The organism is Vibrio sp. RM-69-4 (assembly GCF_024743775.1).
Classification (GTDB): Bacteria; Pseudomonadota; Gammaproteobacteria; order Enterobacterales; family Vibrionaceae; genus Vibrio; species Vibrio anguillarum.
In genome coordinates this window covers 39,353-64,245 of sequence record NZ_JAMQXI010000032.1, presented here as the reverse complement: position 1 = coordinate 64,245, position 24,893 = coordinate 39,353, and the positions used below count along the sequence as shown (strand labels likewise).

Sequence of the window (24,893 nt, the reverse complement as noted above, 5' to 3'; positions counted from 1 at the left end):
GAATTATGCAGATAGCGCCGATAAATGTAAAATACCAAACAAGCATGATGAAGCACATTCAATCTCGTCATTAAAAAGTGAAACGATGAAAACGCTGAAAAAAGAGAATCAAACAATTTGGTATGACGAGCATTTACTAGTTGAAGATCCGCTCCGCTGTTTTAACCCTGAGTTTTGGCTGCAGGCTGGTAGCGTCACAGGTAGTGCAACGGGACGCGGCACGACATGGTTTGTAAAAGCTGAAAAAATAGAAGCAGCACTACGCCACTATAAGCGTGGTGGATTGTTCGGTAAGTTAGTAAGTGATCACTACTTTTTTTCTGGTTGGCAGAAAACGCGCAGTTTCCAAGAATTTGAATTGCTCAATACTCTGAGAGAGTCTGGGGTAAATGTTCCACGCCCGATTGCAGCGCGAGCAGTAAAGCGCACTTTTTGTTATCAGGCCGATTTACTCAGCGAAAAAATCCCGAATGCCCGCGATCTGGTGTCTATTTTACAAGAACGTCCATTACCGACTGAAATGTATGAAAAAATAGGTCGAGAAATCCGCAAAATGCATGATGCACAAGTCAATCATACCGATCTCAATATCCATAACATCTTGATTGATGGCCAAGAGAAGGTATGGATTATTGATTTTGATAAGTGCAGACAACAACAAGGCGAGAGCTGGAAGAAAGGAAATTTAGATAGATTGAAGCGATCGTTTGAGAAAGAATTCCGTAAGCGAGGGATTAATCGGTCTCAGAGTGATTTTCTTACCTTATTTTCAACATATAAAGGACAGATATGAGATTTGTTATTAGCCGTTTGCAGCGCTTCCGTGATGTCGCTAGAAGACAGCTAGGTGTTTGGCTATTTGATAAAAAGAAAGTAACCAATTTTGATTTGGTTAATGCTAAAAGCATTCTATTTATTCGTAATGATGCAAAACTGGGCGATGCTATTGTTTCTTCTGGGGTGCTCAAGAAACTTAAAAAGTACCGTCCAGAAATAAAAATTAAAGTGCTGACTACCTCTACGATGGCCCCTCTGTTCGAAGAACATTTTGGTGTTGATCAAGTCGTGCATCTAAGTAAGCGACCGTCATACAGTGAAATGAAGAAAGTTTGTGAGCAAGTCGGATTGGTCGATGTAGTAGTATCTTTAAATCTTGATATGAAAATGAAGGATATTTATTTACTCAAGCAGCTAAAGTCAAAAGTGAACATTGGGTTAGACTCTGATTTAGCATTAGTTAATCTCAACATATCCAAACAGATTGAATGTAAGCACTATGCAGATAAGTTTGATTATATTTCAAGCCTGTTAGGGATTGATGAGCCGGCTGAAAATTATATAGTTCCTCTTGTTCCCTCCTCTATAGAAAAAGCTCAAAAATTTTTGAGTGAAAATAATATCAATGAATTTATTCTGATTAATCCATTTGGAAGTGGTAACGAAAGGAAGCTGAACAAGGACTCGATAAATAAAATCATTAGTGCAATCAAAGAGCGGGATAAGTTCTTGAGAATCATTCTATTATCTTCCCCTGATACAAGAGAGCTTTTAGAGTCTATGTCCCTTACGACTACTACTATTCATCACTTTGATCAGAGCGAGTCTATTTATGATGCCATTGCTATAGTTGCAAAGGCTAAATTAGTCGTTTCTGTAGATACTTCGATTGTACATATTGCTAGTGGAATGGATAAACCACAATTATCTATATACAGTAGTGATAAATTGAATTTTTCAAACTGGAACCCTAATTCAGTTTTTGCAAATGTGATTATATCTCCAAGAGATGTTAATCAATTTGAAGAGAGTGATTTGAAAGTTAAGATTTTGAGAATTATATTATGAGAATATTAATAGTAAGTACAGATTGGTCAGGTCTTATTTCTCCCATTATTGACGAAATAAAGAGGCAAGGACATGAAGTTGATTATTTAGACCACTCAGTATTATCAGACTTTAAATATTTCAATAAAATTGATCGAATTCAGTCCAAGGCATTCAATTTTTTATCAAATAAAAAATATAAGCACCTAAGAACAGAGGAACAAATAGAATTCTCTCTGAGGGGGTTTTTACATTGCAAGGATAAATATGATTTGGCCATTTTTACAAATCCTGACATATTTAACGATGTGCATTTTTCTCTTTTCCGAAAAGGTGCCAGAAAACTTATATTAAATCTTTGGGATAGTTTAGAACGGATGCCAAAGAATAAACAAAAAATAAAATTTTTCGATATAGTTAGAAGTTTCGATCCTATTGACTGTGGAAATTTTGGTTTCATACCTACAACAAATTATTTCCATCGAAACGAACCAATAATGGATGATAAAGAAAATTATAAATACGATACTTTTTCAATTATGACTTTTTGCAAAGAAAGATATCCATTAGTAGATCGTTTCATTAATGCCAATCCTAATGTAAACCATAAGATAATGATTTATATAGATAATGAGAGGAAGAGAAAATATATTAAAAATGAAAAGATAGACGTAATCACAAAGCCTATATTAAATGATAAGTTAAGAGCTATAATTTCTGAATCTAAAAGTGTGCTAGACATTGGTTATAGATGTCAAAATGGGTTTTCATTTAGAGTTTTCGAAACATTAGCGTGGAATAAAAAACTAATAACTACAAATCCTCACATAACGAATGCTGATTTTTATGATGAAAATAATATTTTATTATTGTCTGATGATTTTTTAATTGATGATTGTTTTCTAAATTCATCTTATTCTCCTGTTCCTGATGATATAAAGAAAGAATATAGATTAGATTTTTGGGTTAAGAATTTATTAATGTTAGATAGAGACTAATTCCGATGGGTAGGAAAAAACAGATTCGCCAATCACTTCTGAGAAAGTTCCATATTACTTATGAGAAAGTCAGATGGAACTCAAGTGTTAGATTACCTGATACTACTATTAGTATAGAACCATTTACTGTGTTTCCTAAGGGTTATAGATTATGGAGTATGGGCTCATTCTCATATAGTAATAGCGAGTTACCAGAAACAACTATTGTTGGGAGATATTGTTCGATCGCTCATAATGTGCATATTATTGAAGTTGATCATCCTTTAGATCGATTCACTAGCTCTCTAGTTACTTATCAAAATAATTATTGGGAATTTAAATTTAGTCAACCATTTAATAATTCAAAAAAACCAGTGTGTATTGGTAATGACGTATGGATAGGAGAGGGCGTATGCATTAAACCTGGTGTTGTTATTGGGGATGGTTCAGTTATTGGAGCAAATGCTTTGGTAACAAAAGATGTGCCACCATATGCAATAGTTGGAGGTTGTCCGGCTAAAATTATACGGTATCGTTTTACAGACGAAATTATTAAAAAACTATTATCTTTACAATGGTGGAAATATGACATTAATACGTTTCAAAATTTAAATGTTAAGGCTGACATTAAAGATGTTATTGATTTTTTTGAAATTAATCAGCTATCCATCTCAAAATATAACCCAGAAGTTCTTAAATTATAATTTAAGTGTTATGTAATAATAGTGCTATTGTTTTTTTTAATGCACCTTTATTGTTATTTACCAATTGATTAGTTAGAACGATTCTCCGGTGTTTCTTATTGTTAAATAAATTTTTAATATTTAATGATATATTAGTTGCTGAGTCAGTAACTATTATGGCTTTTTTTTCTAGCATGAATTGTACAATATCCATGAAGTTATAATAACTTGGCCCAGTTAGTATTGGTTTACCTAATACTGCTGGTTCTAAAACGTTATGTCCTCCAACTTTGTCCCCTAGCAAGCTTCCACCCATAAAACAAATGTCAGCAGCACCCATTAGTACCAGCATTTCCCCCATTGTATCACCTAGATACACCTGCACTTCTGGATCAAGTTCAGCCTCTGTTTCAGTTCGTCGCACACTAATAAATTGTGTTTTACACAACTCAAAAACAGCATTAAATCGCTCTGGATGGCGTGGGACAAGAATAAGCAATGCGTTAGGATGCTCTTTAAGTATTTCAGCATGGGCTGCTAATACCTGTTCATCCTCACCTTTATGGGTGCTTGCCGCAATCCAAACTGGACGATTTCTCCCCAGATCAGATCTTAGCTGCTGGCCTTTTTGTATGGTTGTTTGGTCTATATCGATATCAAATTTAATTGATCCGGTGACAAAAATTTTTTCTTTTGCCACACCCAATCGCATAAAGCGCTGTGCATCGTCGGGATATTGACATAGTACTCGAGTTAAATTTTTCGCTAGCATGTCAAATATTGGCCGAACTTTTGCGTACCGTTGGCATGAACGCTCAGATAAACGAGCATTAATAACAGTGATCGGAATACCCGATCTTGCGACAGTATGTAGCGTATTCGGCCAAAGCTCAGTTTCCATGATGAGTAGTTGGCTAGGCTTGATAGCATTTAAAAAACCACGAATGGCAAAAGAGAAGTCAAATGGCATATAGCGATGTTCGGCGATGCCTTGTAATTTAGCCGCTTGTTCTGCGCCAGTAGGCGTTGTGGTGGTAATAACGATCGGCTGATCAGGATATTGTGATTTGAGTTTTTTTATCAGTGGAGAAACGGAAAGTGTTTCTCCAACCGATACCGCATGGATCCAAATCGGTGATTTATTAGTTTCAAGTGGCGGTGTGAAACCAAAATGTTCTTTCCAGCGAGCACCCACGGATGGCTTGCCATCTCGTCTTCTGTACAGACTCCACATCAAAAATGGAGAAACAATAGTGAGTAGGAGCGTATACAGCCAACGAATGAGCACAATGACCTCGTTTATTTCTTGATTAGATCTTCAGGTTTCTGGTGAGTCCATTTACCACGAGGCTTGTCTAAATATTGAAAATACTCATTGGTAAATGTGCCTTGGATACAAACATGACGGCGACGACGATATTGAATGGATTCATCTTTTAAAACATCATTGAATACCGCAGGCCCAGTTGTCCCGTAAACTCCTTTTTTAACATCATAGTTCTGGATGTTATGCACAATCGTATCCATCACTTTCTGGAAATGAGGGTTTTGTGGCGATGTCGCTAAAAAATAATTAGTAATTTCGGTCCCATTTTTGATCTTGATATATAACGCGTCATTGATACCTTTTAGTAGTCGACTAAGCGGCCAAACCAATGTGGCATCAATATCCATATAGACACCGCCTTGTTGATATAAAGTTGTCACACGCCATAAATCGGCTTGAGCAGCACCATCGGTCAGCTTCATATACGCATCATAAACTTCTTGTGATGCATTTTCGCGTAAATATTCTTCTCGTGCTTCGGTGGTGACATAGCGATAATCGTAGTTTAGTGACATTAGACGATTGAATAGATAATTCAAATAGATAGGCAGACTACTACGGTTTGAATAGTTGGTTTGCCAAATAACTTTAGGTATACCGCTGCTATTTTTTGTTTGAATTTTGGCTGGAGAATATTCAGGAATAGTGAATCGTACTTTAGGAAAAACAAAGTGGAATGGGTATGAAAGCACTTTAAAAATATTACCAATCAACTTGATGGTGCGGTTTGCAACCATAATAGGGAAGTTATTCATACTGTCTCTTTATTTTGTTCTAATGCAGTAGCCATCTCTGCAATAATTTGTTCGTTACTAGGAATCTCACCGTTCGCATTCATGACAATGCGGTGATCACCTTCTAATGGAGTGTATCTAAATGGCACGGTTGAGTAGAAAATACCAACGGTCGGTGTATGAGTTGACACCGCAATATTTCTCACTCCCGTATCAGGAGCCACCACTAAGCGCGCCTTGGCAATGTATTCGACTAGTTCATCTAATGACAGACAAGGCTGAATCGTGAAATTATGGTTAACTTCCAAATGACGAAGAAAATCACCTTTTTCAAAATCATTTTTTCCTTCTAGATAGACATGTTGATGGTTTGGAAAAGTTGTAATTGCGAGCTCAATGAAACTCTTCATTTGTTCTCGAGTCAGAATTTTTGATTGAGTTGATGCGCCATTAAAATAAAGAATGTTAGGTTTGCTTTGCTCTTTATCGTAGAGTTCCAGGTGACTTGGGTACCCAAAATCTAATGGTCTTTGTGGGTTATGTCCAAGCATTTTCAGCATATCGAGCATGCATTCAAGCTCTGGCTGAAAATCAGATCGAAATACCGCAATATTGTACAAGCTTCCACATAAATAAGGTTTGTATGGGAAACCAAATTTCAGCTTGGCTTTGCTGAGCAACGTCATCCAGTAAGAGCGGCTGGTACCTGCGACATCAAAGATGATGTCTTGCTCTTCTAATTGCGTAAATTGCTGGATCTTCTGCTTCCAGTTCAGTTCATGCTTGCGGTGTCGACCAATCATAAAAATGGTTTCATCAGCGAGATCTGAAGGTGTTCCATATTGATAGTTAGAGACACCCACTAGCGTGATTTTCGCGTTCGGAAAAAATTTTCTCGCTTCAATAAGAAAGGGTCGAACAATGACCTGATCACCTAATGCAGCGTGACGAAAAATTGCAATTTTTTTCACTTTCTCGGGTGAAAACTCATGAATTAAGTATTTTTTTGCTTGCTTGGATGCATAAGCACCGCGTTCAAACCAAAGATGTTGCATCAAGTTTATCCAATAAATTTGTTTACGGCAGCCATTACTAAGTCTGGTGATAGCTTGTTCAAACAGTCAAGGTGTTTAAGTGGACACTCGCGTTTAAAGCAAGGGCGGCATTCTATGTCAGTGTGTATAATTTCGACATTATCTGCCAATGGTGGTGTGTATTTTGGTGAGCTTGAGCCATATATTGCAACAATATTACACCCAACAGCGGCTGATACATGCATCAGCCCAGAATCGTTGCAGACGACAGTATGGCAAGCTGCAAGCAAATCAACTGCCTCAATTAAGGAGGTTTCACCGGCTAGATCAAAGCATGAATTTTGTAATTCTTTCGGAAGCGCATTGCGGATAGCGCTTGTCACCACTTTATCTTTGGCTGAACCAAATAACCAAATTTGTTGGCCTTTTTCAATCAAAGCTTTCGCAACTTCAGCATAGTATTTATCTGGCCATCTTTTAGCTGGGCCAAATTCTGCTCCTGGGCATAAACCGATAATCGGTTTTAGGGTCGATAAGCCTAATCTTGACATTGCATACTGTTGAGCTTTGTTATCGATTAATAGAGAAGGGCGAGGGCAGGTTTCTAGCTGAACTTCACTAAGCATGCTTTCCTTAGAATAAGCAAGAGCCACATAACGCTCCACCATAAACTGAAAAACTTTGCGATTTGGGCGAAGATCATTGAGCAAACCATAACGAAATTCACCTTTCCAGCCCGTACGAGATGGAATGCCAGCAAACAGAGGAATTAAAGCTGACTTAGCCGAGTTAGGTAAAACGTATGCGTGCGTATAGCCATTGCGCTTTAATTCTTTAGCCAGTGCCCATCGACCTGCAAGGTTGAATGCGCCGTGCCCTATTGGCATTTCAATCGCACAGTTGATCTCTGGCATTCGTTCTAAAATCGGTTTACACCACGCAGGTGCGAAAACATCAATCGTCGCAACGGGGTAGTTTCGCTTCAATGTGGTATAGAAGCTTTGCGACATTACCATGTCGCCAACCCAAGAAGGGCCGATAATCAGAATCTTCATGTTCTGCTGCTCATCAGTTTGGCTGTTGAACGGCATTGTACTTTTCTATACGGATAAGAGCAAAGAAGGTTGCAAGCATAAAGCCATAGAATGCGCTGATTAAGTTAGCTTGTAATGGTGCTTCTGTTAAGCAAAAGAGCATAAATCCAGCGACAAATACCGCACCTGTGTAACCCCAGAGGCTACTGGTTTTCCTGTAGTGTTGAGTAAAGACCGCAAAAGGCACTACAAGCATCATAATAATGGCAACGATACCTAATATTCCATTACTCGCCAGCATTTCGAAATATTGGCTATGGGCATGGCCGCGATTAAGATCCCGCGTATATTCATTTACTTTACCTTCTGCATAAAGCTGCTTATTGAGAGTTTCCCGTTCATCATAAGGTAAACCAATGAATGGGTTTTGTTTAAACGCTTCTGTTGCAGCTCTCCATAAATAGAATCGAGTGCCTGTAGATGTTGCCGCTTCTACATCTCCGGAAATAATATGAGACACCTCATAAGCTGTATAATCTATTCGCTGTTTTACTGAATCGGAATTCCAATAAGTTCCTAACGATAGAGCGATAAAACCTACAATGAATGTTGATGTTAATTTTAGGTTTAATTTTTTCCAATTTAGTAAGGCACAAAATATTAGAAGTATAGGAATAGAAAAAATAGCACCACGAGTTAAAGTTAATACTGTTGAAATAATTGATGCTATAAATGCGATCAATAACAAGTGTTTATATTTAGACTTTATACTTAAGCACAGGGCGAGAAAAGCCAATGAACAGGCTAAATAACCAAAGTTGATACTAAAGAGAAAACCGTCGACACGGGGCATATGGAGTATAACAAACTGATAAAGAGCAAGAACCAGCGCACCAAAAGAACCAACTATGACGCCAAGAGATAACCATTTATAGGCTTGTGCCGAGCGGAGGATGAAAGCTTTTCTGAACATTAAATAAATAGGAATACATAACAATAAACGACTACCGCCTTGAAAGTACCTGAAGGTACTACCATCGGCTATTGTGATTGGTAAATTGGCGAAAAAATAGGCGCCAAGACAGCAAGTGATCAGTAAGTCATATTTATTAAAATCACAATGAGTTCTATTCTTAACTAGGTGGTGAATGGAGAATAAAACGATAAATGCGACAATGACAACACTAAAATTATTAGTCGATAGAAGTAGTGCTGGAACTAAGAATAATGATGATAGCGCAAAACTATTCATGTTAATAAGTTTGTTCATTCGTGATTCCATTCTTATTATTTCGCCGATTTTCTGAATGTATAATTACCGCGCACTTTACGCCATAGGCCAAATACATCGGTTTTAGGGAATATAGCAATACGTCGTATTTGATATGGATCTTGATGCATTAATAATGGGCCGCTGTTAGTAGCAACCGCAAATTGATAGCCACATTGATGCACGATCTGTTTTGAGAGCACATCATGATCGCCATAGGGGTATGCAAAAGAAACCAGTTGTTCGCCTAGTAGCTCTTCGAGTTCAAGCTTATTGCGTGAGATCTCTTTATGCTGTCCAGATTCGCTGAGTTTGCTGAGAAATGGATGAGTCATTGTATGGCCGCCAATTTCAACTAGCCCTGAATCGTGTAATGCTTTGACTTGCTGACGAGACATTAAAGGCACTGGTTTTTCTGGGTTGCTCGGTACTTCAACATCCCAACGGTTAAAATCCTCCCCGGTTACTACATAGACAACCGCTTTAAAACCGTATTTTCGTAATAGCGGCAACATCAATTCGTAGTTATCTTGATAGCCGTCATCAACCGTTAAGATGATATAGCGCTTGCCTGATTCAAGGCGGTGAATAAGCCCTTTATCTGCTAAATCTTTAAAGGTTAGCGTTTCAAACCCCATTTTTTTTAGCAGGTTGAAGTGCTTTTCAAGCATGTCTATATGCAGATAGGTTCCATGTATGCCTTTTTCACTTTCATCCTTAATAAAGCGATGATACATAATAATCGGCATTTCTTTACGCAGCTTTTCAACATAAACCGTTTGATAAATATCTTCTATTTGATCGACCACATTAGTTAAGCTGTAGCTGTGCTGAATTATCTCACTGACTTGTGGTGAACAGTACGGCGTTTTTAACCCTTGTTCTACATATTGACTAATTTTTGCAAAATCAATATCGAGATCTTTAGGCCCGATGTCACCGAAGTTGCTTGCCATGGCCGCAGCGATATTATCGTTATCGACAATACCAATTGCACTTGCCTCACCGATTGCCAGTGTAGGCCGTCCACACAGCAAAGATTCCATTGCTACTCTGCCAGCCCCAATGACTAAATCTGATTGAGCAAGTATCGAGACGACATCTTGTGAATAACCAAGAAAGTGAACGTCAGAAGTAAACTTATCAAAACGCGCTTCAATTTTAGAGCCAGATATGACCTGAATCTGGTATTTTGCTGAGTCTAAACACTCATCGAGCAACCGATAGCAAAGATCCCCTTTGGGGCCGGTTAACCTACCAATAATACTGACCACGGGTTTGCTATTTTGAGGAGCGTTTTGCCAAGTGAATTCTTGCGTTTCAATGCCGTTTCGGCTTACGACGAGCGAGCTTTGTGGAACATTCAATTCAGTCATGAGTTGTTGTTCAATGGCCTCACAAACCGGTAGTGCTTTGTCACCCATGGCGTGAAATTTTTTACGAGATGCGTGTACAGGCTGACGACCATGTACTGTGGTGACCATAGGCGTATTTGTTAATTTGCAAGCAATGTGACAACTCCAACTGGAGGCGCGAGAGTGAGCATGCACTAGTTGGATATGGTGTTTCTTAATCAGATAAATAAGATAACCCACATGCCAAAAGCGGCGAGGAATACTGCGTTTATTAAAACGGAGTTTATAAAATAGCCCTTGGTGAGGTTTTGTTAGAGTATCGGAAACATAAAATACTTTATGCCCACGCTTTGTCAGTTCATCACCAACAGTAGTGGCGTACACCTCCGCCCCAGTGACCTCAAGTTGAGATAAGGCCATTAATATATTCATTAATACTCCACGAGTTAGCAGCCAATGCTTTTTATATGTCTAAGAAACATGCTCAATTTTTCATTCCTCCCTCTTCCAATCGTCACTCCATATTAGTCTTCCATTGAGAGGAGAGATCTATTCGTTACTGCCTTTTAGGGAGAGGTGTTTACTAGTTCCTCCCCCTTTTAGGGGGAGGTTAGGAGGGGTGATTACAGCCATCACTACTTATTAATCAACGCCATATACTCAGCCACACCTTCAGCCACCGTCTTAAATTGATGCTGGCAACCTGCGGCGCGCAATTTCGTTAAATCGGCCTCGGTGAACTCTTGGTAAGCACCTTTTAAGTGATCTGGGAATGGAATGGTTTCAACGTCACCTTTACCATGGTGCTTGATAACGGCTTTGGCCACTTCTTGGAAAGATTCTGCATTGCCAGTACCCAAGTTATAAATACCGGATACTCCGCTGTTCATAAACCATAAATTCACAGCCGCAACGTCACCCACATAAACGAAATCACGCTGGAAGGTTTCACTACCTGCAAACAGTTTCGGGTTTTCACCCGCATTCATTTGATTATTTAAATGAAAAGCAACAGAAGCCATTGAGCCTTTGTGCTGTTCACGCGGGCCATAGACATTGAAATAACGAAAACCGGTAATTTGGGAAAGAGTTTCACCGTGTGTTTGTGCTTCTTGCCAAATGCGGCGCACATAGTTATCAAATTGCTGCTTGGAAAAGCCGTATACATTCAGCGCACCTTCATACTCTTTTTCTTCAATGAAGGTATCAGTATCGCCATAGGTTGCGGCTGATGAAGCATACAAAAATGGAATGTCGCGCTCTAAACAGTAGTGCAGTAGCTCTTTAGAATACTCATAGTTATTAAGCATCACATACTTGCCATCCCATTCGGTGGTGGCAGAGCAAGCGCCCTCATGAAATACGGCTTCGATAGGACCAAAATCCTCACCAGACATGATCTGCACCAAGAAATCATCTCGGTCCATATAATCGGCAATGTCCAGATCAACTAGGTTTTTGAATTTACGTCCATTTTTTAAATTATCGACAACAAGAATATCAGTAATGCCTTGTTCATTTAGCGCTTTGATAATGTTGCTACCAATCATGCCAGCGCCACCCGTTACGATGATCATACAAAATTCCTATGGTTATAATACGAACAATTATGCGCATTATAGCGGCTTAGCTAGTGGCTGTAATCACAAAATCTAATCTAGGCTAGCGACAGTCTCGCTCTATCTATGGTTTTGATGTAGTATTTCTGCCCAATAAGATCGCACCGATTTCATAAGGGATGAGTTCGTTTATATGGAATAGCCGCTTGTAGGAGTTAGACCTAAGGGCGGTAGCGTACCCAGGGGAAAATCATGAACATGCCCATGTTTAAAGGATTTTTAGCATGGTGAGCTAACAGTTTTCTTGTTCTGATGGATAGCGGCATCACACAACAAACAATTAACCAATGATCAATTTGACGATCATTTTCAGTGTTTTCTAATACCTCCATAAACAAATTGGAGGTCCAACGATGAGTAACCAGCACCCATTTATGCATTTCGATGTCATTCCAGATTACCGCCAAAAAGGTAAAGTCGAACACAAGTTAACGGATATCATTTTGTTAACAATTTGTGCTGTGCTTTCTGGTCAAGATGACTGGAAAGCGATTAGCCTATACGGCGAAGCTCGGTTGGATTTCTTGAGGCGATTTGGTGATTTTAGTCATGGCGTTCCCTCTACCTCGACGATAGCCAGGGCGATGGGCATGATTAATGCGACTCGCCTACAAAAATGCTTTATCGAATGGATGAAAGATTGCTGTGAGCTAACGAAAGGTGAAGTCATTGCTATTGATGGAAAAACCGTTAGGGGCTCTTATGATAACTCTCGAGGGCTTGGCGCCATCCATATGGTTAATGCTTTTGCGACCGAAAATGGCGTGAGTCTTGGACAGCATAAAGTCTACGAAAAAAGTAACGAGATTACGGCCATCCCAGAGTTGCTGGAACTGCTTGATATATCTGGTTGCTTGGTCAGTATTGATGCGATGGGATGCCAAAAGAAAATTGCTCAAAAAGTACTAAACAAAAACGCGGATTACCTACTAGCGGTGAAAGGAAATCAAGGTCGTTTGGAGCAAGCGTTCGATAACTATTTTGATATGAGTATGCTGCAAAAACACGACGGTGATTCTTATAGCACGCAAGAAAAATCGCGAGGCAGACAAGAGACTAGGTTGGCCTTAACCAACACAGATTTGAGAGTTTTAGGTGACTTAGAATTTGATTGGCCCGAGCTAAAAACAATGGGTATCGTCGTTTCTGTGAGACAAGAAGAAGCCGTAGCGAAAGAGTCGGAAGTGACGGTGAGATACTATATTAGCTCGAAAGATTTAAATGCTAAGGAATTGTTAAATGCAACGCGTTCACACTGGTTAGTTGAGTCGATGCATTGGACACTCGATACTGAATTTGGCGAAGATGCTTGCCGAAAAAGGGCTGAAGAAAGTGCAGAGAACTTCGCAAGGATCAGACAAATGTGCTTAAACATGCTGAAGAGTGAAACGACTTTAAAAGCAAGTATTAAACACAAAAGAGCAATGTGTGCGATGGATCCTGAGTACCTTTTAAAGGTGTTTTCGAGCCTTTATTAATGAGGGTGTTCATGATTTTTCCGTGGTTTCCGTGTGAATACTAATTAAACATAAATAAATCAGATAAAATAGTGACTATAAATAATAAATATCTATTACTTTTTGGTTTTGGTGGTTCTCAAATTATAACTATGCTTGCATTGCCAGTTATTACAAATCTCTATGATCCGAAAGCTTTTGGTATATATTCATACCATATGGCGATTTTGAGTTTTCTAGGTTATATTGCAAGTTTTAGACTTAATCTAAAACTACAGTTAGTAGAGAGCAACGAAGAGATAAAAAACACGTGCTATCTGTTAGCATTTATTTTTTCCATAGTTGTTTTTTCTTCAACACTAATTATTTACAATAACATCAAATTGAGCATTTTATACTTTCTTAGCGTGTTGTTTTTAAATATATTCGAAATAAATATGGATTACTCATCATCGAAAGGAAAGTATAAGGAAATAGCAAAGTCTAATATATTAAGGGTTGTCATTGTTGTTATTATACAAATAATCTTGTATAAACTTGAATATGGTCTTTTTATTGGTTTTATTTTCGGACTTGTGATTAGTCAAGTCGTAATATATTCATTTAATTTTATTCCAAGGAAGATTAAATTTAAGAATTTAGATGGAAAATTTATGCTAAAGAACACTCTAATATCTTTAATTAGTAGCAGTGGCTCTAGTATACCACTCATATTGGTTTATAACTATGCATCACCTTTAGATGCTGGATTGTTTTCATTAGCAGATAAGCTTGTGTTAACATTAATTGTTATCATGAACAATGTTGTGGCTAGACTTATATATAATGATCTAAATAGTATTATTTCACCTCGCCTTGTTTTTAAGTATTGGGTAATCAAGCTATTGATTCTTTCATTTTTTTTAGGTGCAATTATACTGACTATACCTAAAAGTGTATTTACACTGATATTCTCAAAGTCTTGGGCTATATCATTTCAATACTTACAGTCTTTGCTACCTTGGGCTTTTATTCAGGTTATTCTTATACCGTTAACTTGTATATATATAAAGAGAGGGTTAGAGATAAATTTAATAAAACTAGAATTTTTTAAGAACTCATTGAGGTTGGTAATGGTTATTATCTTGTATGAGATTAATTTTTCTACTCTAGATGTTATGTTTATTTCATCAATAGTAACTTCAATATTTGCATTAATAGTTTTCTTTGGGAGTTATAAGAAAAATGCACATATTTTTTGTTGAGTCCGAAAAAGCACTTCTTCCAGAAATAAAAGCTTATAAAAATTATTTTTCTTCAAAAGGTTTTATCTGTGAAAGTGGGCTTTCGAAAAAAATAAAAAATAATAAAAATATTATTGTTTGGTATTTTATGGGTTTCAATTTATTCAGAAAAAAAGATGAAATAATCATTCATGAATATACATCACTTTCGGTTGGAAGATTCGCTAGACTGAAAAACCATATGAAGAAGATTTTAAATTGTAAACCAGATGTTAGAATATTTCAAAATATAGATGTTGAAAAAGAAATGCGCTTTAATGATGATATTCCATCACTGTATCGTGATATGGCAGTATCAGAAAAATTCTTTTTTGATAAAGAAGTAATAAAAACGTATGATTTTGTATATTGCGGTGCCATAGATAAAGAGCGAAGACTGGACCTGATTTTAGATAAGTTTTTAATAGATGGGGATAAAACAATACTGGTTTTGGGTTCGATTCCTGATCATTATTATGACAAGTATAATCAACGTAACATAAACCTTTTAGGTAAGGTTAAATATGATGATGTTCCTAATTATCTAAAACAGGCTAGAATAGGAATTAATATTGTTGAGGATAAATATCCATATAATTTTCAAACATCGACAAAGATTCTGGAGTACTTAGCTTGTGGTTTAGGTGTTTATACAACAAAAAATAGCTGGTGTGATAAATATCAAAAAAATAACAAAGTGTCATTTTCTTATTTTAATATGGATACTTTCAATACAAATGTCGAGTGTGTCATTAAGCAAGAGATTAATGTCCCATGTTGGGAAGAAGTTATTGCTAGATCAAAAATTGAAACATATTTAAGGAGGGCGTTGTGAGTAGAGGTATTATAGGATATACAGGATTTGTTGGTGGTAATTTATGCGAGCAAATGAAGTTTGATCATTTTTATAATAGTAAAAACATTAATGATATCAGAGGGATGGAGTTTGATGAGTTGTTCATATCTGGCGTTTCAGCTGTCAAATGGCTGGCAAATAAAGAACCAGAGAAAGACTTATCCAATATTGACAGTTTGATTGCTAATCTTAGAGAAGTTAAAGCAAAAAGAGTGATATTGATATCTACAGTAGACGTATACCCAAGCCCTATTAATGTCGATGAATCAACATTAATAGATATAAATGAATGTCAACCTTATGGTAAACATAGGTTATATTTCGAAGGTTTTGTGGAAAATAATTTTTCTCATGTTCATATTTTAAGATTACCAGGTCTTTTCGGAAATGGTTTAAAAAAGAACATAATTTTCGATTTTATTAACAAAAATATGGTTGATTCGATTGAATCTAGAAATTTTTTCCAATTTTATTGTTTGAATACATTGTCTAAAGATATTGAATTGGCAAAAAAAAATAATATTAAATTACTAAATGTTTCAGTTGAAGCTCTATCTGTAAAGGAAGTCGCTGAGTGTTGTGGAATCCCTGGGTTTGATAATGTTATCAATAAACCGTTGGTGAGGTATGATTTTAAATCAATTTATTCTAAACATTGGGAAAGTGGAAAACTAGGCTACCTTTATAATAAAGCTGACTGTTTATCTATGCTGAGAGATTTTGTAGCCGGAGTTGACAGAAATGTTTGATTTTGCTGTATCTAATATTGCCTGGCCCCAAGAGAAAGAATATCAAGCATTTGAAGTATTGAGTCGATATAGCATATCAAAACTAGAAGTTGCTCCAGCTAGAGTTGTTGAAGATTTGAATGATTTTTCATCTTCTGATGTTAAATTGTATAGAAAATATTGTGAGCGGCATGGTTTTTCTATTTACTCTATGCAGGCGTTATTGTTTGGAGGCCCGAACTGTAATTTATTTGGAAGTAATGAAGAAAAGTCATTGTTGCAAAGTCACCTTTTAAGAGTGCTAGACATGGGAGCTGATTTAGGTGTTTCAAAGCTGGTTTTTGGCTCACCTAAGAATAGATTAAGAGGAGAGCTTAGTAACGACTTGGCATTTGAAGCCGCTGCTGAATTTTTTAAACCTCTCGCGCTTCGTGCTACTGAGAGTGGTTCTATAATATGTATAGAAAACAACCCAACTTACTATGGTGCTGACTTTTTGACGTCTACAAAAGAGGTTTGTGAATTTGTTAGATTTGCAAACTTTAATGGATTAGGTGCCCATTTCGATACTGGTGGAATGTTTTTATCCAAAGAACATTATGCAGACTCTATAGAATTAAACAAAGATTTGATATCTCATTTCCATATTAGCGAGCAAGATCTTCTACCTTTATCTTTAGAGCATATTGATCATAAAACGATCGCAAAAACACTGTACAATAATGGGTATGATAAAGTTGCGTCTCTTGAAATGAAACGAAGTAATCAACCTATCCAAGACCTTGCTAAATCAGTCGATTTATTATATGAGATATACCGATGATGTTTACATTTATTATTATATTAAGCGTTTTTTTTTCATCATCATCACAGTTACTTTTAAAGAAGGGGGCCGAGTCACTGATAATCCCTAGTGATATAACTATAAAAGATGTTTTCCAATTAACAATTGAAATGGCAAGTAATTTTTATTTAGTTTTAGGTGTTATTTTTCAAGTTATAGCTTTACTAGTATGGATATATGTACTTAGGAAAGTTGATGTTAGTTATGCATATCCGTTTATTTCAATTGGCTTTGTTTTTGTTGTTGTCATGGGGAATGTTATATATAATGAGCCAGTGAATACCACGAAATTATTAGGGTGTTTAATCATCTGTCTTGGTGTATTTACTTTGAGTAAGAGTTAGTTATGAATAATTTCAATAAATCACTATTAATACTATCTTGGTTGGTTACATTAGTAGTTATATCTTTACTTTATTATCAATCAGTATATTACTTTAATCGCACCCCTTGGGATGGAACATTTCAAACGTTATTTCCATTATTGAAAATGGATAATGGACTTTATCCAGGTCGAGACTACTTTTATTTTCATGGGAATGGAATCCCGTATATAATTTACCCGTTATACTATATTTTTAACAGTGTGTTTAATATGTCGACAATGATGTCTGCATTAACATCAACATTTATAATTAATACGGTTTTTTTAATATTCCCATTATACTTACTGTTACGGAAAGCATTTGATAAGCAAGTTTCTTCAGTTTTAACAGTGTTTTTCTTAGCATTGAGTAATTATATACCATATATAGGTGGATATTTATCGCCATTTTTTCTTGGAGCTCCAATGGGAGTTCGTTTTAGCCCTCATTTGATAATGGCATTGGTAGTTTACCAATTTATTTCAAAAGAACCAATCTACAAGTGTTATTTATACTTCGGAATTGTTGGGTCTTTGTGTGTGTTACTGGCTGCTGAGCAAGGTTTCTATGCTGTAGGTGGTGCACTTATTACAATATTTATGTACGAATTATTTAAGTCATTTAAAGGTGCAGCTGCAAAATCAATAGTGTGTTTCGCAAGTTTTATATTTTGTTTTATTGCGTCTAACTATATGGCATTTGGAAGCTTGGCTACAATCAGTGCAATCCAATCAATATCAAATGACCAATCTTGGGTTTTTGGTGTATATCCTAATAGGTTTTATGATACTTTGTCGGAAGTTTTTAGCTTTAATATAATTGATGGTGTTCCAAGTCAAGTCACCGCAATAGTTTCATTGGGTGTGACATTTGTGACATTCCTTCTTGTTATTACAAAGAAAATAGATAATAGCCATGTGGTTTTTCTAACATCATTGTTAGTTTTGTTTTTTGGCTCTCTATTATCGTGGGCTTCCAATGTTGGTTATATAGGGGCTCATCAAGCAGCTTTAAATGTAAGATATATATATATTCTGATAGGTTTTTTCGCTGTACTTATATGCACAGACTGGAAGAGTAGTAAATGAAACCCATAAAAAAAATTTTCAATAAAGAAGTTTTTGTTTTTATCTTGTCTACAATAACATCATTATATTGGTTGAATTATTATCAATATGCGTCGTCTAATTTAGATAAAAGTTTATACTCAGAAAGTACATTTGATTCGGTTAGACTTAATAAATATCACAGTTATAAAGGTGTGGAGGGAAGCTGGAACATCCAACATCAGTATGCACCATATTTAGAGGCGGCTACTAAATCTATTTCATTAGATCATGGCACCCGATTTTTTGAAAGTGATAATTTTACAGCGAGCTTATCGAATGTAAATTCGAGCGATTTTAAAGTATCTAGCCTTGATTCTAAAATAGATAACCAATTTATACTAGGCCTTCAGCATACATTTAGATTTAAGATATCATCTTCAGTATCTCATGATTACCTTCAATACTTTGCCGGCCGTTATGCAGTCTTGAAAGGTACGAATAGCGACTATGTTGGACTTGTTTCAAAGGTAACAGAGCAGTATGTAGAAGTTCGAGCGCCATTACCTATGGGGGAAATCATCAAATCTATTCAGCTGCCTCCGGCAAAGAAAGGTGTTAAATCATTTGAAGCATTGCTTGACTCTGAGCGAATGGGTCTTGTTAGAGGAGGGCTTGTTAATCAGTTTACTGGAAACTCAGGTACGTATATATATGTTAGAACCTTTTCAGCAAAAGATTCTCGTGATTTTATTCAAGGTGAAGCAACTATTAATATTAACGGAAAGTTATTTAATATTGATGATATTATACCGTTAGGAATGCAGGACTTTTTGATTTCTATTACTGGGTCTGAAAATTATCAGCCCTATGTTGATTCTAGGAAAAACATTGTCGTTATCAATGTTTCTAATAATTTTTCCGAAAGGACTCTTTCTTTAAAAATTTCAAATTTGACTGATAAGAAATATGTATTTGGGCTAGATCGATTATATAGTATCAAGGTTAAAGATATTGATGGTTTCTTGAATAATGGTAAATTGAATGTAGAGCAATCTCCGTGGTTGTTATCTGCAAAAAGTGTTGAAGGTAATGTTGTTACATTCGATTTGTTAGATTTAATCAAAAGGCATGTATCAGAATCATCTAGATGTGAATCTTTAGACGAAAAAACTGAATGTAATATTTTTTCACGAGACTTTATATCAAAAGATAACTTGGAATTGTTGAAAGATGTTTATAACGAAGTATATTCTACGATAAAAATATCCCCATTTAAAGAATGGATAGATGGAGGGAATGCTAGGATAGCATATGAAAATCAGCAAGACCAAGTTGAAACCCTAGATGAATATACAACAAAACGTGATAGTTTTGATGATTTTAATATTTGGGAAATCTATCCTGGTTCAATTCTCAATCTATATTATGGAAAGCAAAACCCAGCACCAGTTGAAATGTTAATTCATGTTTTAGGTAAAGAAACGCGTGCTAATTATTATGATTCGTTTAAAAAAACGAAACCCGATTATGTTTCATTTGCTAAGCCGGAGCGTTTTACCCCTTGGTTGCTAAATTGGCATTGGACATTTTTCAAAGAGATAATTCATAATTATGAATCTGTAGTTGACTTAGATGAGTTTGCTCTATGGAAGCGAATGAAATCAATGGAATCGACGTATTCGGATAAAAGCCAGCCATTTTATTCAAATAACCTACCATATACAGTGACTTTGGGAAGTGAAGCTAGCGATATGTATAAGCTTTATACAGCAACACTTAAATACAAGACAGATAATCCACTTCTTAAGTTACCTTTATTGGGGAAATCAGCACGTTATTTTGTGGTAAGTACCGCTAGCGTTACAACATTACCTGCAAGTATTCCTTGGTCAGAGGAAGTATGGCAGTTTCCTGTTGTCGTAAAAGGACGTGAACAAGTTACTTTCGACTTATTAGAAACTTCAGACTTTTTGAATAGTTCTGATATAAGTATTGAGTCTATAACTCTTCAAGAAGAAGATGTACCTCAAGATAGTATTATCAAAATGTTCTTGGATTATGGCTCAATGAGGTAATTATTTTTTGATAAGTACTCTCTTTTTAAGCGAGCTTAAAATTAAATGTTAGAATTTTTATTTTGGATAAAACGTGTTTTATGATGTTTCGAACAAAAAAAATAGAAAACAATAACATTGTTACATTTTTATTATGTATGGTTTTTTTTGTTGTTGTTGGTATTATATACCCTAGCTTCAGTACAGACTCATGGGGATATCATGAGCTTTCGATATCATTAAGTGATGGTAATTATAATACTAATATCATAAGGCAATATTCAGTTGATTCTGATAGAAGCATCTCATTTCCATTTTTATATCCTGGCATCCTGTTAATTTTTTCTTTTTTAGGCCTAGGGATTTATACTGGACTAATTGTTAATACATTGATTTTATTTTCGTCTTTCTACATTATTTATAATTATTTCGGTGATAGGAAGTATTTTGGCATATTGTCTCTTGTTTTAGTTATTAACTATGATTTTTTATATGAAGTAATCTCAGGTCGTTCAATTCCTCTGGCATTATTTCTTACAATCTGTGTTTATATAACATTGACTCGTTCAAAATATAACTTCACATTACTTTTTATGGGATTGTTGTGCCTAAATCGTTTTGACGCTTATCCATTTGTTTTCCTCTTAGTCCTATTTGTTTTCTTTTATTGTGGTTATAAGCAGTTAATTCAATATATACCATTTCTTTTATTGTCTTCAATTTGGCCTATATACAGCTTTTCATTTTTTGGTGATCTATTTATTACGGAAAATTCTGTTATTTTTAGCCAAAATCTTCCAGTGGTCGATGTCCTTTATTTTGATGCGCCTGATTTTGATTCTGTTTATGGAATTATATTTACTATATTTAATAGATTGGGAGTCATTAGTTTTTCTTTTTCTATTGTTTTATTTTTATTATACAAAAGCCGTAAAAATAAAGATAATGAAATGCTCTCTCTTTTATTTTGCTTTTTCCTTTATGTGTCAATGATTTTAATTATGATGACCGGATATAAAGATCTAAGATATTTTACAATATTTTTGTTTTTTTTAATTTTACATTTTTTAAAGTATTACATTAATTCAGACACTGCTTCGTTGATTTCTCGTTGGGCATTGTATTTATCATCATCGTTACTGTTGTTGCTATCTCTGGCAAGAATTTACGTAAATTATGTGAATCCGAAAGAAGATTTTACTAAATTAATTGGGGAGTGCATTTCAAGCACTGATACATTGTTGATTATTAGTGATCATGCAAATTTAAGCAGAGTACTATCGGCTGAATTATCTGTAGTATCCGGTTCTAAAACTGTAATGCAGCCAACAAATTTATCTGATGTAAATGTAAATGAACTAATTGATATGTATAATATCACCCACTTGTTTTTCTTGGACTATAGCGGGAGTATAGAAGCTAATAATATTGGCTTTGTAGAAACTCGTTGCGAGTCATTATATAAAACTGTTAGGAATTGATGTGTTAAAAAACAAAATAGTTATTATTGGTGGTGGATTTTTTGGTCTCTACATTGCTGAGTTTATGGCTAAGTCTGGAAAGGACGTAGTCATAGTAGAAAAAGATAGTGATTTAATGCAGCGTGCATCGTATGTAAACCAAGCTAGAGTTCATAATGGTTATCATTATCCTCGTAGTGTTCTGACTGCTCTTAGATCTCGCATTTCATTTCCGCGTTTTGTTGACGAGTTCCATGATTGCGTTGTTAGTGACTTTGATAAGTACTATCTTACAGCGAATGTTTTGGGCAAAGTGACCGGACATCAGTTCAAGAAATTTTGTGATAGAATCGGAGCATCATGTGAACCAGCTCCTGAATCAATTCGTAAGTTGGTTAATCCTAACTTAATAGATAAAGTGTTTAGTACTAGAGAGTATGCATTTGACTCTGTTAAGTTGAAAACTATCATGAGGGATCGCGTTAAAAACCTTGGCGTCAAGATATTAATAGATCATGAAGTATTATCAGTTAGTGAAAAAGATCCCGAAACGTTAAGTGTCGAAATTAGTGGATATAATGGAGTGTTCTTTGAATGTGCTAACCAAGTATTCAATTGTACTTATTCTATGATCAATAATGTCTTGGAAAAATCAGGTTTAGAGCTTATTCCTCTCAAACACGAAATGACAGAAATGTGTATTGTTGATGTTCCAGATCATTTTAAAAAGACTGGACTAACAGTAATGTGCGGGCCTTTCTTTTCTGTGATGCCATTTCCTTCAAAGGGGGCTCATTCATTCAGCCATGTAAGATATACACCTCATCATGAATGGTATGATACTTGTAGAAACTCTTATAGGAATGCTCACAAGCACTATCAAAATGTTGATAAAAAAAGTGAATGGGTAAAAATGGTAAAAGATGCTCAGAGGTATATTCCATCTTTATCTGAATGCCAATATAAAGAATCAATTTGGGAAGTTAAGACAGTGCTTCCAAGAAGTGAATCTGATGACTCTCGACCAATACTATTCAAGCCAAATTATGGTTTGAAAGGATTTCATTGTATTATGGGTGGAAAAATAGATAATGTTTATGACGCAATTGAAGTTATTATTAATTTAGGTTTAGATAAATAATGAAAAAACAGGACAGCTTTGTATCAGTGATTCTTGAAGTGAATGACAAATTTAGCATTCTCGAACAATACGTAAAAGAGTTATCATCTTACTTGCATCAAAGGTACAGCGATTATGAAATAGTAATCATTGATCAATCATCTAGCAGTATATCAAGCGATAAGATTGATGATTTACTTAAAGAATACCCATCTATTAGATATATATACTTATCATATGAGGTGAGTAAAGATGTTGCCGTTGCCGCCGGTATAGAAAATGCTATTGGTGATTTTGTTATCAACTTAGATATTTCTTCGGATCCTATAGATATCATTGACCCACTAGTTAACGAGTGTCGCACAGGAAACGATATTGTTTTAGGTGTTTCTGAACAAAAATCGACTTACTTGTATAGTTTCGTAAGGCCCTTCATTAGTAAAATCCTTCATTCTGTTGGTTATGATTTTCCTCGAAACTTTTCTGGTACTATGTGCCTGAGCCGAAGAACTGTGAACTCAGTTACAGAGTCTGGTCGATTCTATCATAAGCTCTATATTAGAATTGCTAGGACTGGATATAAAATGACAGAGTATAGATATGATTCTAAATGTATTGAGAATAGAAAAACAGTTACGGCTGGTATTCGAGATGCGCTTCAGTTTACGATATTTAATTCGACTAAGCCACTACGTTGGATGAGTGGTTTGGGTGTGTTTGGTAGTTTGCTAGCATTTGCATTTGCATTATATAGCTTGTTGGTTAATTTATTTAATAACAATATATCTCCAGGTTGGACTACGCTTGTATTGTTTTCATCTGTTTTGTTTTTCCTTCTATTTACAATGCTGGCGTTTTTTGGTGAGTATTTGGCCAGGTTGCTAAATGACCGTAGTGAACACCGTAGTTATAGTGTTGTTTACGAAAAAAATAGTAATGTAATGTTAGAAGAAGAACGATTTAATGTATTATATGATTCTGAAACGCAAGATCTCAACGCTGTAAAAACAGGGAGAAACAAATGATTCTCAGAGATTTAGAGTATAATCAAGTTCCTACATTTATTGAAACTGTATTTGAAAGCAAAAAGTATGAATATTGTGTAGTGTTGTTTGTTATTAATGAAGGTGAAAAACTAATAAAACAATTGAATAGAATGACTCAGGTTACTCTAAATGCAGATATTGTTGTAGCTGATGGTGGCAGCAGTGATGGTAGTACTGAAAAAGAGTTACTTTCTTCACTAGGCGTGAACACACTTTTAGTCAAGACTGGAGAAGGTAAATTGGGTTCTCAAATGAGGATGGCTTACGGTTGGGCTTTAGAAAGAGGTTATAAAGGCGTCATTGTAATTGATGGTAACAATAAAGACAGCGTGTCAGATATCCCCGAATTTGTAAAACAGTTAGAACAAGGGAAAGATCATGTCCAAGGTTCTAGATTTATTCCTGGTGGGCACGCGATAAACACACCAAAATCTAGGCTTTTAGGGTTGAAGTTATTACATGTGCCAGTTATGAGGCTTGCATCTGGTTTTTCTTATACCGATACAACAAATGGGTTTAGAGCTTATAGTAAGAGGTTTTTACTTGATTCTAGAGTCGCTCTTTTCCGAGACATCTTTACTGGTTATGAGTTGCATTACTACTTGGCTATAAAAGCTGCAAGATTTGGTTTCAATTGTACAGAAATTCCCGTAACAAGAGAATATCCAGCAACAGGTAAAACTCCAACTAAAATTAGTCCAATTAAAGGTAATTTTAATGTGATTATGAAGTTACTTGCTTGCGTGTTTTCTCGTTATGATGTTAAAAAATGACACCTCAAGCTAAGCTATAGTG

The 24,893-nt window shown here is 35.7% G+C and carries 23 protein-coding genes; 16 read left to right on the top strand and 7 right to left on the bottom strand.

From position 1 onward, the window contains the following. Nucleotides 1-85 precede the first annotated feature (85 nt). The 4 genes from NB504_RS03745 to NB504_RS18465 are packed head-to-tail and all read left to right on the top strand — an operon-like array spanning nt 86 to nt 3,505. Nucleotides 86-793: a 3-deoxy-D-manno-octulosonic acid kinase gene (locus NB504_RS03745; protein WP_258428327.1), complete on the top strand. Its 708-nt coding sequence runs from the start codon at nt 86-88 to the stop codon at nt 791-793. Further along, nucleotides 790-1,845, top strand: coding sequence for a glycosyltransferase family 9 protein (locus NB504_RS03740; RefSeq protein WP_258428326.1), 1,056 nt, complete (start codon nt 790-792; stop codon nt 1,843-1,845). The genes NB504_RS03745 and NB504_RS03740 overlap by 4 nt, the downstream gene beginning before the upstream one ends. Then, the gene (locus NB504_RS03735) at nt 1,842-2,822 is read left to right on the top strand and encodes a hypothetical protein (RefSeq protein ID WP_258428325.1); all 981 of its coding nucleotides are present in this window, start codon (nt 1,842-1,844) and stop codon (nt 2,820-2,822) included. Before NB504_RS03740 ends, NB504_RS03735 begins: the two co-directional genes overlap by 4 nt. Nucleotides 2,823-2,827: 5 nt before the next feature. Beyond that, the gene (locus tag NB504_RS18465; protein WP_309303437.1) at nt 2,828-3,505 is read left to right on the top strand and encodes a CatB-related O-acetyltransferase; all 678 of its coding nucleotides are present in this window, start codon (nt 2,828-2,830) and stop codon (nt 3,503-3,505) included. 1 nt (nt 3,506) lies between these two features. Here the strand turns inward: NB504_RS18465 and waaA are convergent, their stop codons facing one another. From waaA to rfaD, 7 genes are all read right to left on the bottom strand, one after another. Beyond that, on the bottom strand, nt 3,507-4,772 hold the full coding sequence (gene waaA / locus NB504_RS03725) for a lipid IV(A) 3-deoxy-D-manno-octulosonic acid transferase (RefSeq protein WP_258428324.1): 1,266 nt from the start codon (nt 4,770-4,772) through the stop codon (nt 3,507-3,509). Nucleotides 4,773-4,783: 11 nt separating this feature from the next. After that, nucleotides 4,784-5,566 (bottom strand): glycosyltransferase family 32 protein, encoded by a 783-nt coding sequence (locus NB504_RS03720; RefSeq protein WP_258428323.1) that lies wholly within the window; start codon nt 5,564-5,566, stop codon nt 4,784-4,786. Further along, complete coding sequence (locus tag NB504_RS03715) at nt 5,563-6,600, bottom strand: glycosyltransferase family 9 protein (RefSeq protein ID WP_258428322.1); 1,038 nt, start codon at nt 6,598-6,600, stop codon at nt 5,563-5,565. Before NB504_RS03715 ends, NB504_RS03720 begins: the two co-directional genes overlap by 4 nt. A 5-nt stretch (nt 6,601-6,605) precedes the next feature. After that, nucleotides 6,606-7,634 (bottom strand): lipopolysaccharide heptosyltransferase II, encoded by a 1,029-nt coding sequence (waaF, locus tag NB504_RS03710; protein ID WP_258428321.1) that lies wholly within the window; start codon nt 7,632-7,634, stop codon nt 6,606-6,608. A 13-nt stretch (nt 7,635-7,647) separates the two neighbouring features. After that, a complete protein-coding gene (locus NB504_RS03705; RefSeq protein ID WP_258428320.1) occupies nt 7,648-8,895 on the bottom strand; it encodes an O-antigen ligase in 1,248 nt (415 codons plus the stop codon). Between the two features lie 5 nt (nt 8,896-8,900). After that, nucleotides 8,901-10,670, bottom strand: a complete 1,770-nt coding sequence (locus tag NB504_RS03700) for a polysaccharide deacetylase family protein (protein ID WP_258428319.1) — start codon at nt 10,668-10,670, stop codon at nt 8,901-8,903. Between the two features lie 203 nt (nt 10,671-10,873). Beyond that, on the bottom strand, nt 10,874-11,815 hold the full coding sequence (rfaD, locus tag NB504_RS03695; RefSeq protein WP_094165788.1) for an ADP-glyceromanno-heptose 6-epimerase: 942 nt from the start codon (nt 11,813-11,815) through the stop codon (nt 10,874-10,876). 395 nt (nt 11,816-12,210) lie between these two features. Here rfaD and NB504_RS03690 point away from each other — a divergent pair, with 395 nt between their 5' ends. The 12 genes from NB504_RS03690 (at nt 12,211) to NB504_RS03635 (ending at nt 24,871) form a co-directional block, all read left to right on the top strand. Continuing rightward, nucleotides 12,211-13,335 carry an ISAs1 family transposase gene (locus tag NB504_RS03690; RefSeq protein ID WP_258428318.1) on the top strand — a complete coding sequence of 375 codons (1,125 nt, stop codon included), beginning with the start codon at nt 12,211-12,213 and terminating at the stop codon, nt 13,333-13,335. A gap of 71 nt (nt 13,336-13,406) precedes the next feature. Further along, nucleotides 13,407-14,558 carry a lipopolysaccharide biosynthesis protein gene (locus NB504_RS03685; protein ID WP_258428317.1) on the top strand — a complete coding sequence of 384 codons (1,152 nt, stop codon included), beginning with the start codon at nt 13,407-13,409 and terminating at the stop codon, nt 14,556-14,558. Beyond that, nucleotides 14,539-15,411: a glycosyltransferase gene (locus NB504_RS03680; protein WP_258428316.1), complete on the top strand. Its 873-nt coding sequence runs from the start codon at nt 14,539-14,541 to the stop codon at nt 15,409-15,411. Before NB504_RS03685 ends, NB504_RS03680 begins: the two co-directional genes overlap by 20 nt. Continuing rightward, nucleotides 15,408-16,181 (top strand): pyridine nucleotide transhydrogenase, encoded by a 774-nt coding sequence (locus NB504_RS03675; RefSeq protein WP_258428315.1) that lies wholly within the window; start codon nt 15,408-15,410, stop codon nt 16,179-16,181. Before NB504_RS03680 ends, NB504_RS03675 begins: the two co-directional genes overlap by 4 nt. Continuing rightward, on the top strand, nt 16,174-16,983 hold the full coding sequence (locus NB504_RS03670) for a sugar phosphate isomerase/epimerase (RefSeq protein WP_258428314.1): 810 nt from the start codon (nt 16,174-16,176) through the stop codon (nt 16,981-16,983). The genes NB504_RS03675 and NB504_RS03670 overlap by 8 nt, the downstream gene beginning before the upstream one ends. Further along, nucleotides 16,980-17,348, top strand: a complete 369-nt coding sequence (locus NB504_RS03665; RefSeq protein ID WP_258428313.1) for an EamA family transporter — start codon at nt 16,980-16,982, stop codon at nt 17,346-17,348. Before NB504_RS03670 ends, NB504_RS03665 begins: the two co-directional genes overlap by 4 nt. 2 nt (nt 17,349-17,350) lie before the next feature. Further along, nucleotides 17,351-18,457, top strand: a complete 1,107-nt coding sequence (locus NB504_RS03660) for a hypothetical protein (protein ID WP_258428312.1) — start codon at nt 17,351-17,353, stop codon at nt 18,455-18,457. Beyond that, nucleotides 18,454-20,493: a hypothetical protein gene (locus tag NB504_RS03655; RefSeq protein ID WP_258428311.1), complete on the top strand. Its 2,040-nt coding sequence runs from the start codon at nt 18,454-18,456 to the stop codon at nt 20,491-20,493. Before NB504_RS03660 ends, NB504_RS03655 begins: the two co-directional genes overlap by 4 nt. Before the next feature lie 80 nt (nt 20,494-20,573). Next, nucleotides 20,574-21,953 carry a hypothetical protein gene (locus tag NB504_RS03650; RefSeq protein ID WP_258428310.1) on the top strand — a complete coding sequence of 460 codons (1,380 nt, stop codon included), beginning with the start codon at nt 20,574-20,576 and terminating at the stop codon, nt 21,951-21,953. Nucleotide 21,954: 1 nt separating this feature from the next. Continuing rightward, entirely contained in the window at nt 21,955-23,073 is a 1,119-nt protein-coding gene (locus NB504_RS03645; protein ID WP_258428309.1) for an FAD-dependent oxidoreductase, read from the top strand. Further along, a complete protein-coding gene (locus NB504_RS03640; RefSeq protein ID WP_258428308.1) occupies nt 23,073-24,077 on the top strand; it encodes a glycosyltransferase in 1,005 nt (334 codons plus the stop codon). Before NB504_RS03645 ends, NB504_RS03640 begins: the two co-directional genes overlap by 1 nt. Then, nucleotides 24,074-24,871 carry a glycosyltransferase family 2 protein gene (locus NB504_RS03635; RefSeq protein WP_258428307.1) on the top strand — a complete coding sequence of 266 codons (798 nt, stop codon included), beginning with the start codon at nt 24,074-24,076 and terminating at the stop codon, nt 24,869-24,871. Before NB504_RS03640 ends, NB504_RS03635 begins: the two co-directional genes overlap by 4 nt. Nucleotides 24,872-24,893 lie beyond the last annotated feature (22 nt).

Coding starts and splice junctions, on each gene's coding strand:
- NB504_RS03745 (WP_258428327.1), top strand. CDS start 86: ATGAAAACGCTGAAAAAAGAGAATCAAACAATTTGGTATGACGAGCAT.
- NB504_RS03740 (WP_258428326.1), top strand. CDS start 790: ATGAGATTTGTTATTAGCCGTTTGCAGCGCTTCCGTGATGTCGCTAGA.
- NB504_RS03735 (WP_258428325.1), top strand. CDS start 1,842: ATGAGAATATTAATAGTAAGTACAGATTGGTCAGGTCTTATTTCTCCC.
- NB504_RS18465 (WP_309303437.1), top strand. CDS start 2,828: ATGGGTAGGAAAAAACAGATTCGCCAATCACTTCTGAGAAAGTTCCAT.
- NB504_RS03720 (WP_258428323.1), bottom strand. CDS start 5,566: ATGAATAACTTCCCTATTATGGTTGCAAACCGCACCATCAAGTTGATT.
- NB504_RS03715 (WP_258428322.1), bottom strand. CDS start 6,600: ATGCAACATCTTTGGTTTGAACGCGGTGCTTATGCATCCAAGCAAGCA.
- waaF (WP_258428321.1), bottom strand. CDS start 7,634: ATGAAGATTCTGATTATCGGCCCTTCTTGGGTTGGCGACATGGTAATG.
- NB504_RS03705 (WP_258428320.1), bottom strand. CDS start 8,895: ATGGAATCACGAATGAACAAACTTATTAACATGAATAGTTTTGCGCTA.
- NB504_RS03700 (WP_258428319.1), bottom strand. CDS start 10,670: ATGAATATATTAATGGCCTTATCTCAACTTGAGGTCACTGGGGCGGAG.
- rfaD (WP_094165788.1), bottom strand. CDS start 11,815: ATGATCATCGTAACGGGTGGCGCTGGCATGATTGGTAGCAACATTATC.
- NB504_RS03690 (WP_258428318.1), top strand. CDS start 12,211: ATGAGTAACCAGCACCCATTTATGCATTTCGATGTCATTCCAGATTAC.
- NB504_RS03680 (WP_258428316.1), top strand. CDS start 14,539: ATGCACATATTTTTTGTTGAGTCCGAAAAAGCACTTCTTCCAGAAATA.
- NB504_RS03670 (WP_258428314.1), top strand. CDS start 16,174: ATGTTTGATTTTGCTGTATCTAATATTGCCTGGCCCCAAGAGAAAGAA.
- NB504_RS03665 (WP_258428313.1), top strand. CDS start 16,980: ATGATGTTTACATTTATTATTATATTAAGCGTTTTTTTTTCATCATCA.
- NB504_RS03660 (WP_258428312.1), top strand. CDS start 17,351: ATGAATAATTTCAATAAATCACTATTAATACTATCTTGGTTGGTTACA.
- NB504_RS03655 (WP_258428311.1), top strand. CDS start 18,454: ATGAAACCCATAAAAAAAATTTTCAATAAAGAAGTTTTTGTTTTTATC.
- NB504_RS03650 (WP_258428310.1), top strand. CDS start 20,574: ATGATGTTTCGAACAAAAAAAATAGAAAACAATAACATTGTTACATTT.
- NB504_RS03640 (WP_258428308.1), top strand. CDS start 23,073: ATGAAAAAACAGGACAGCTTTGTATCAGTGATTCTTGAAGTGAATGAC.
- NB504_RS03635 (WP_258428307.1), top strand. CDS start 24,074: ATGATTCTCAGAGATTTAGAGTATAATCAAGTTCCTACATTTATTGAA.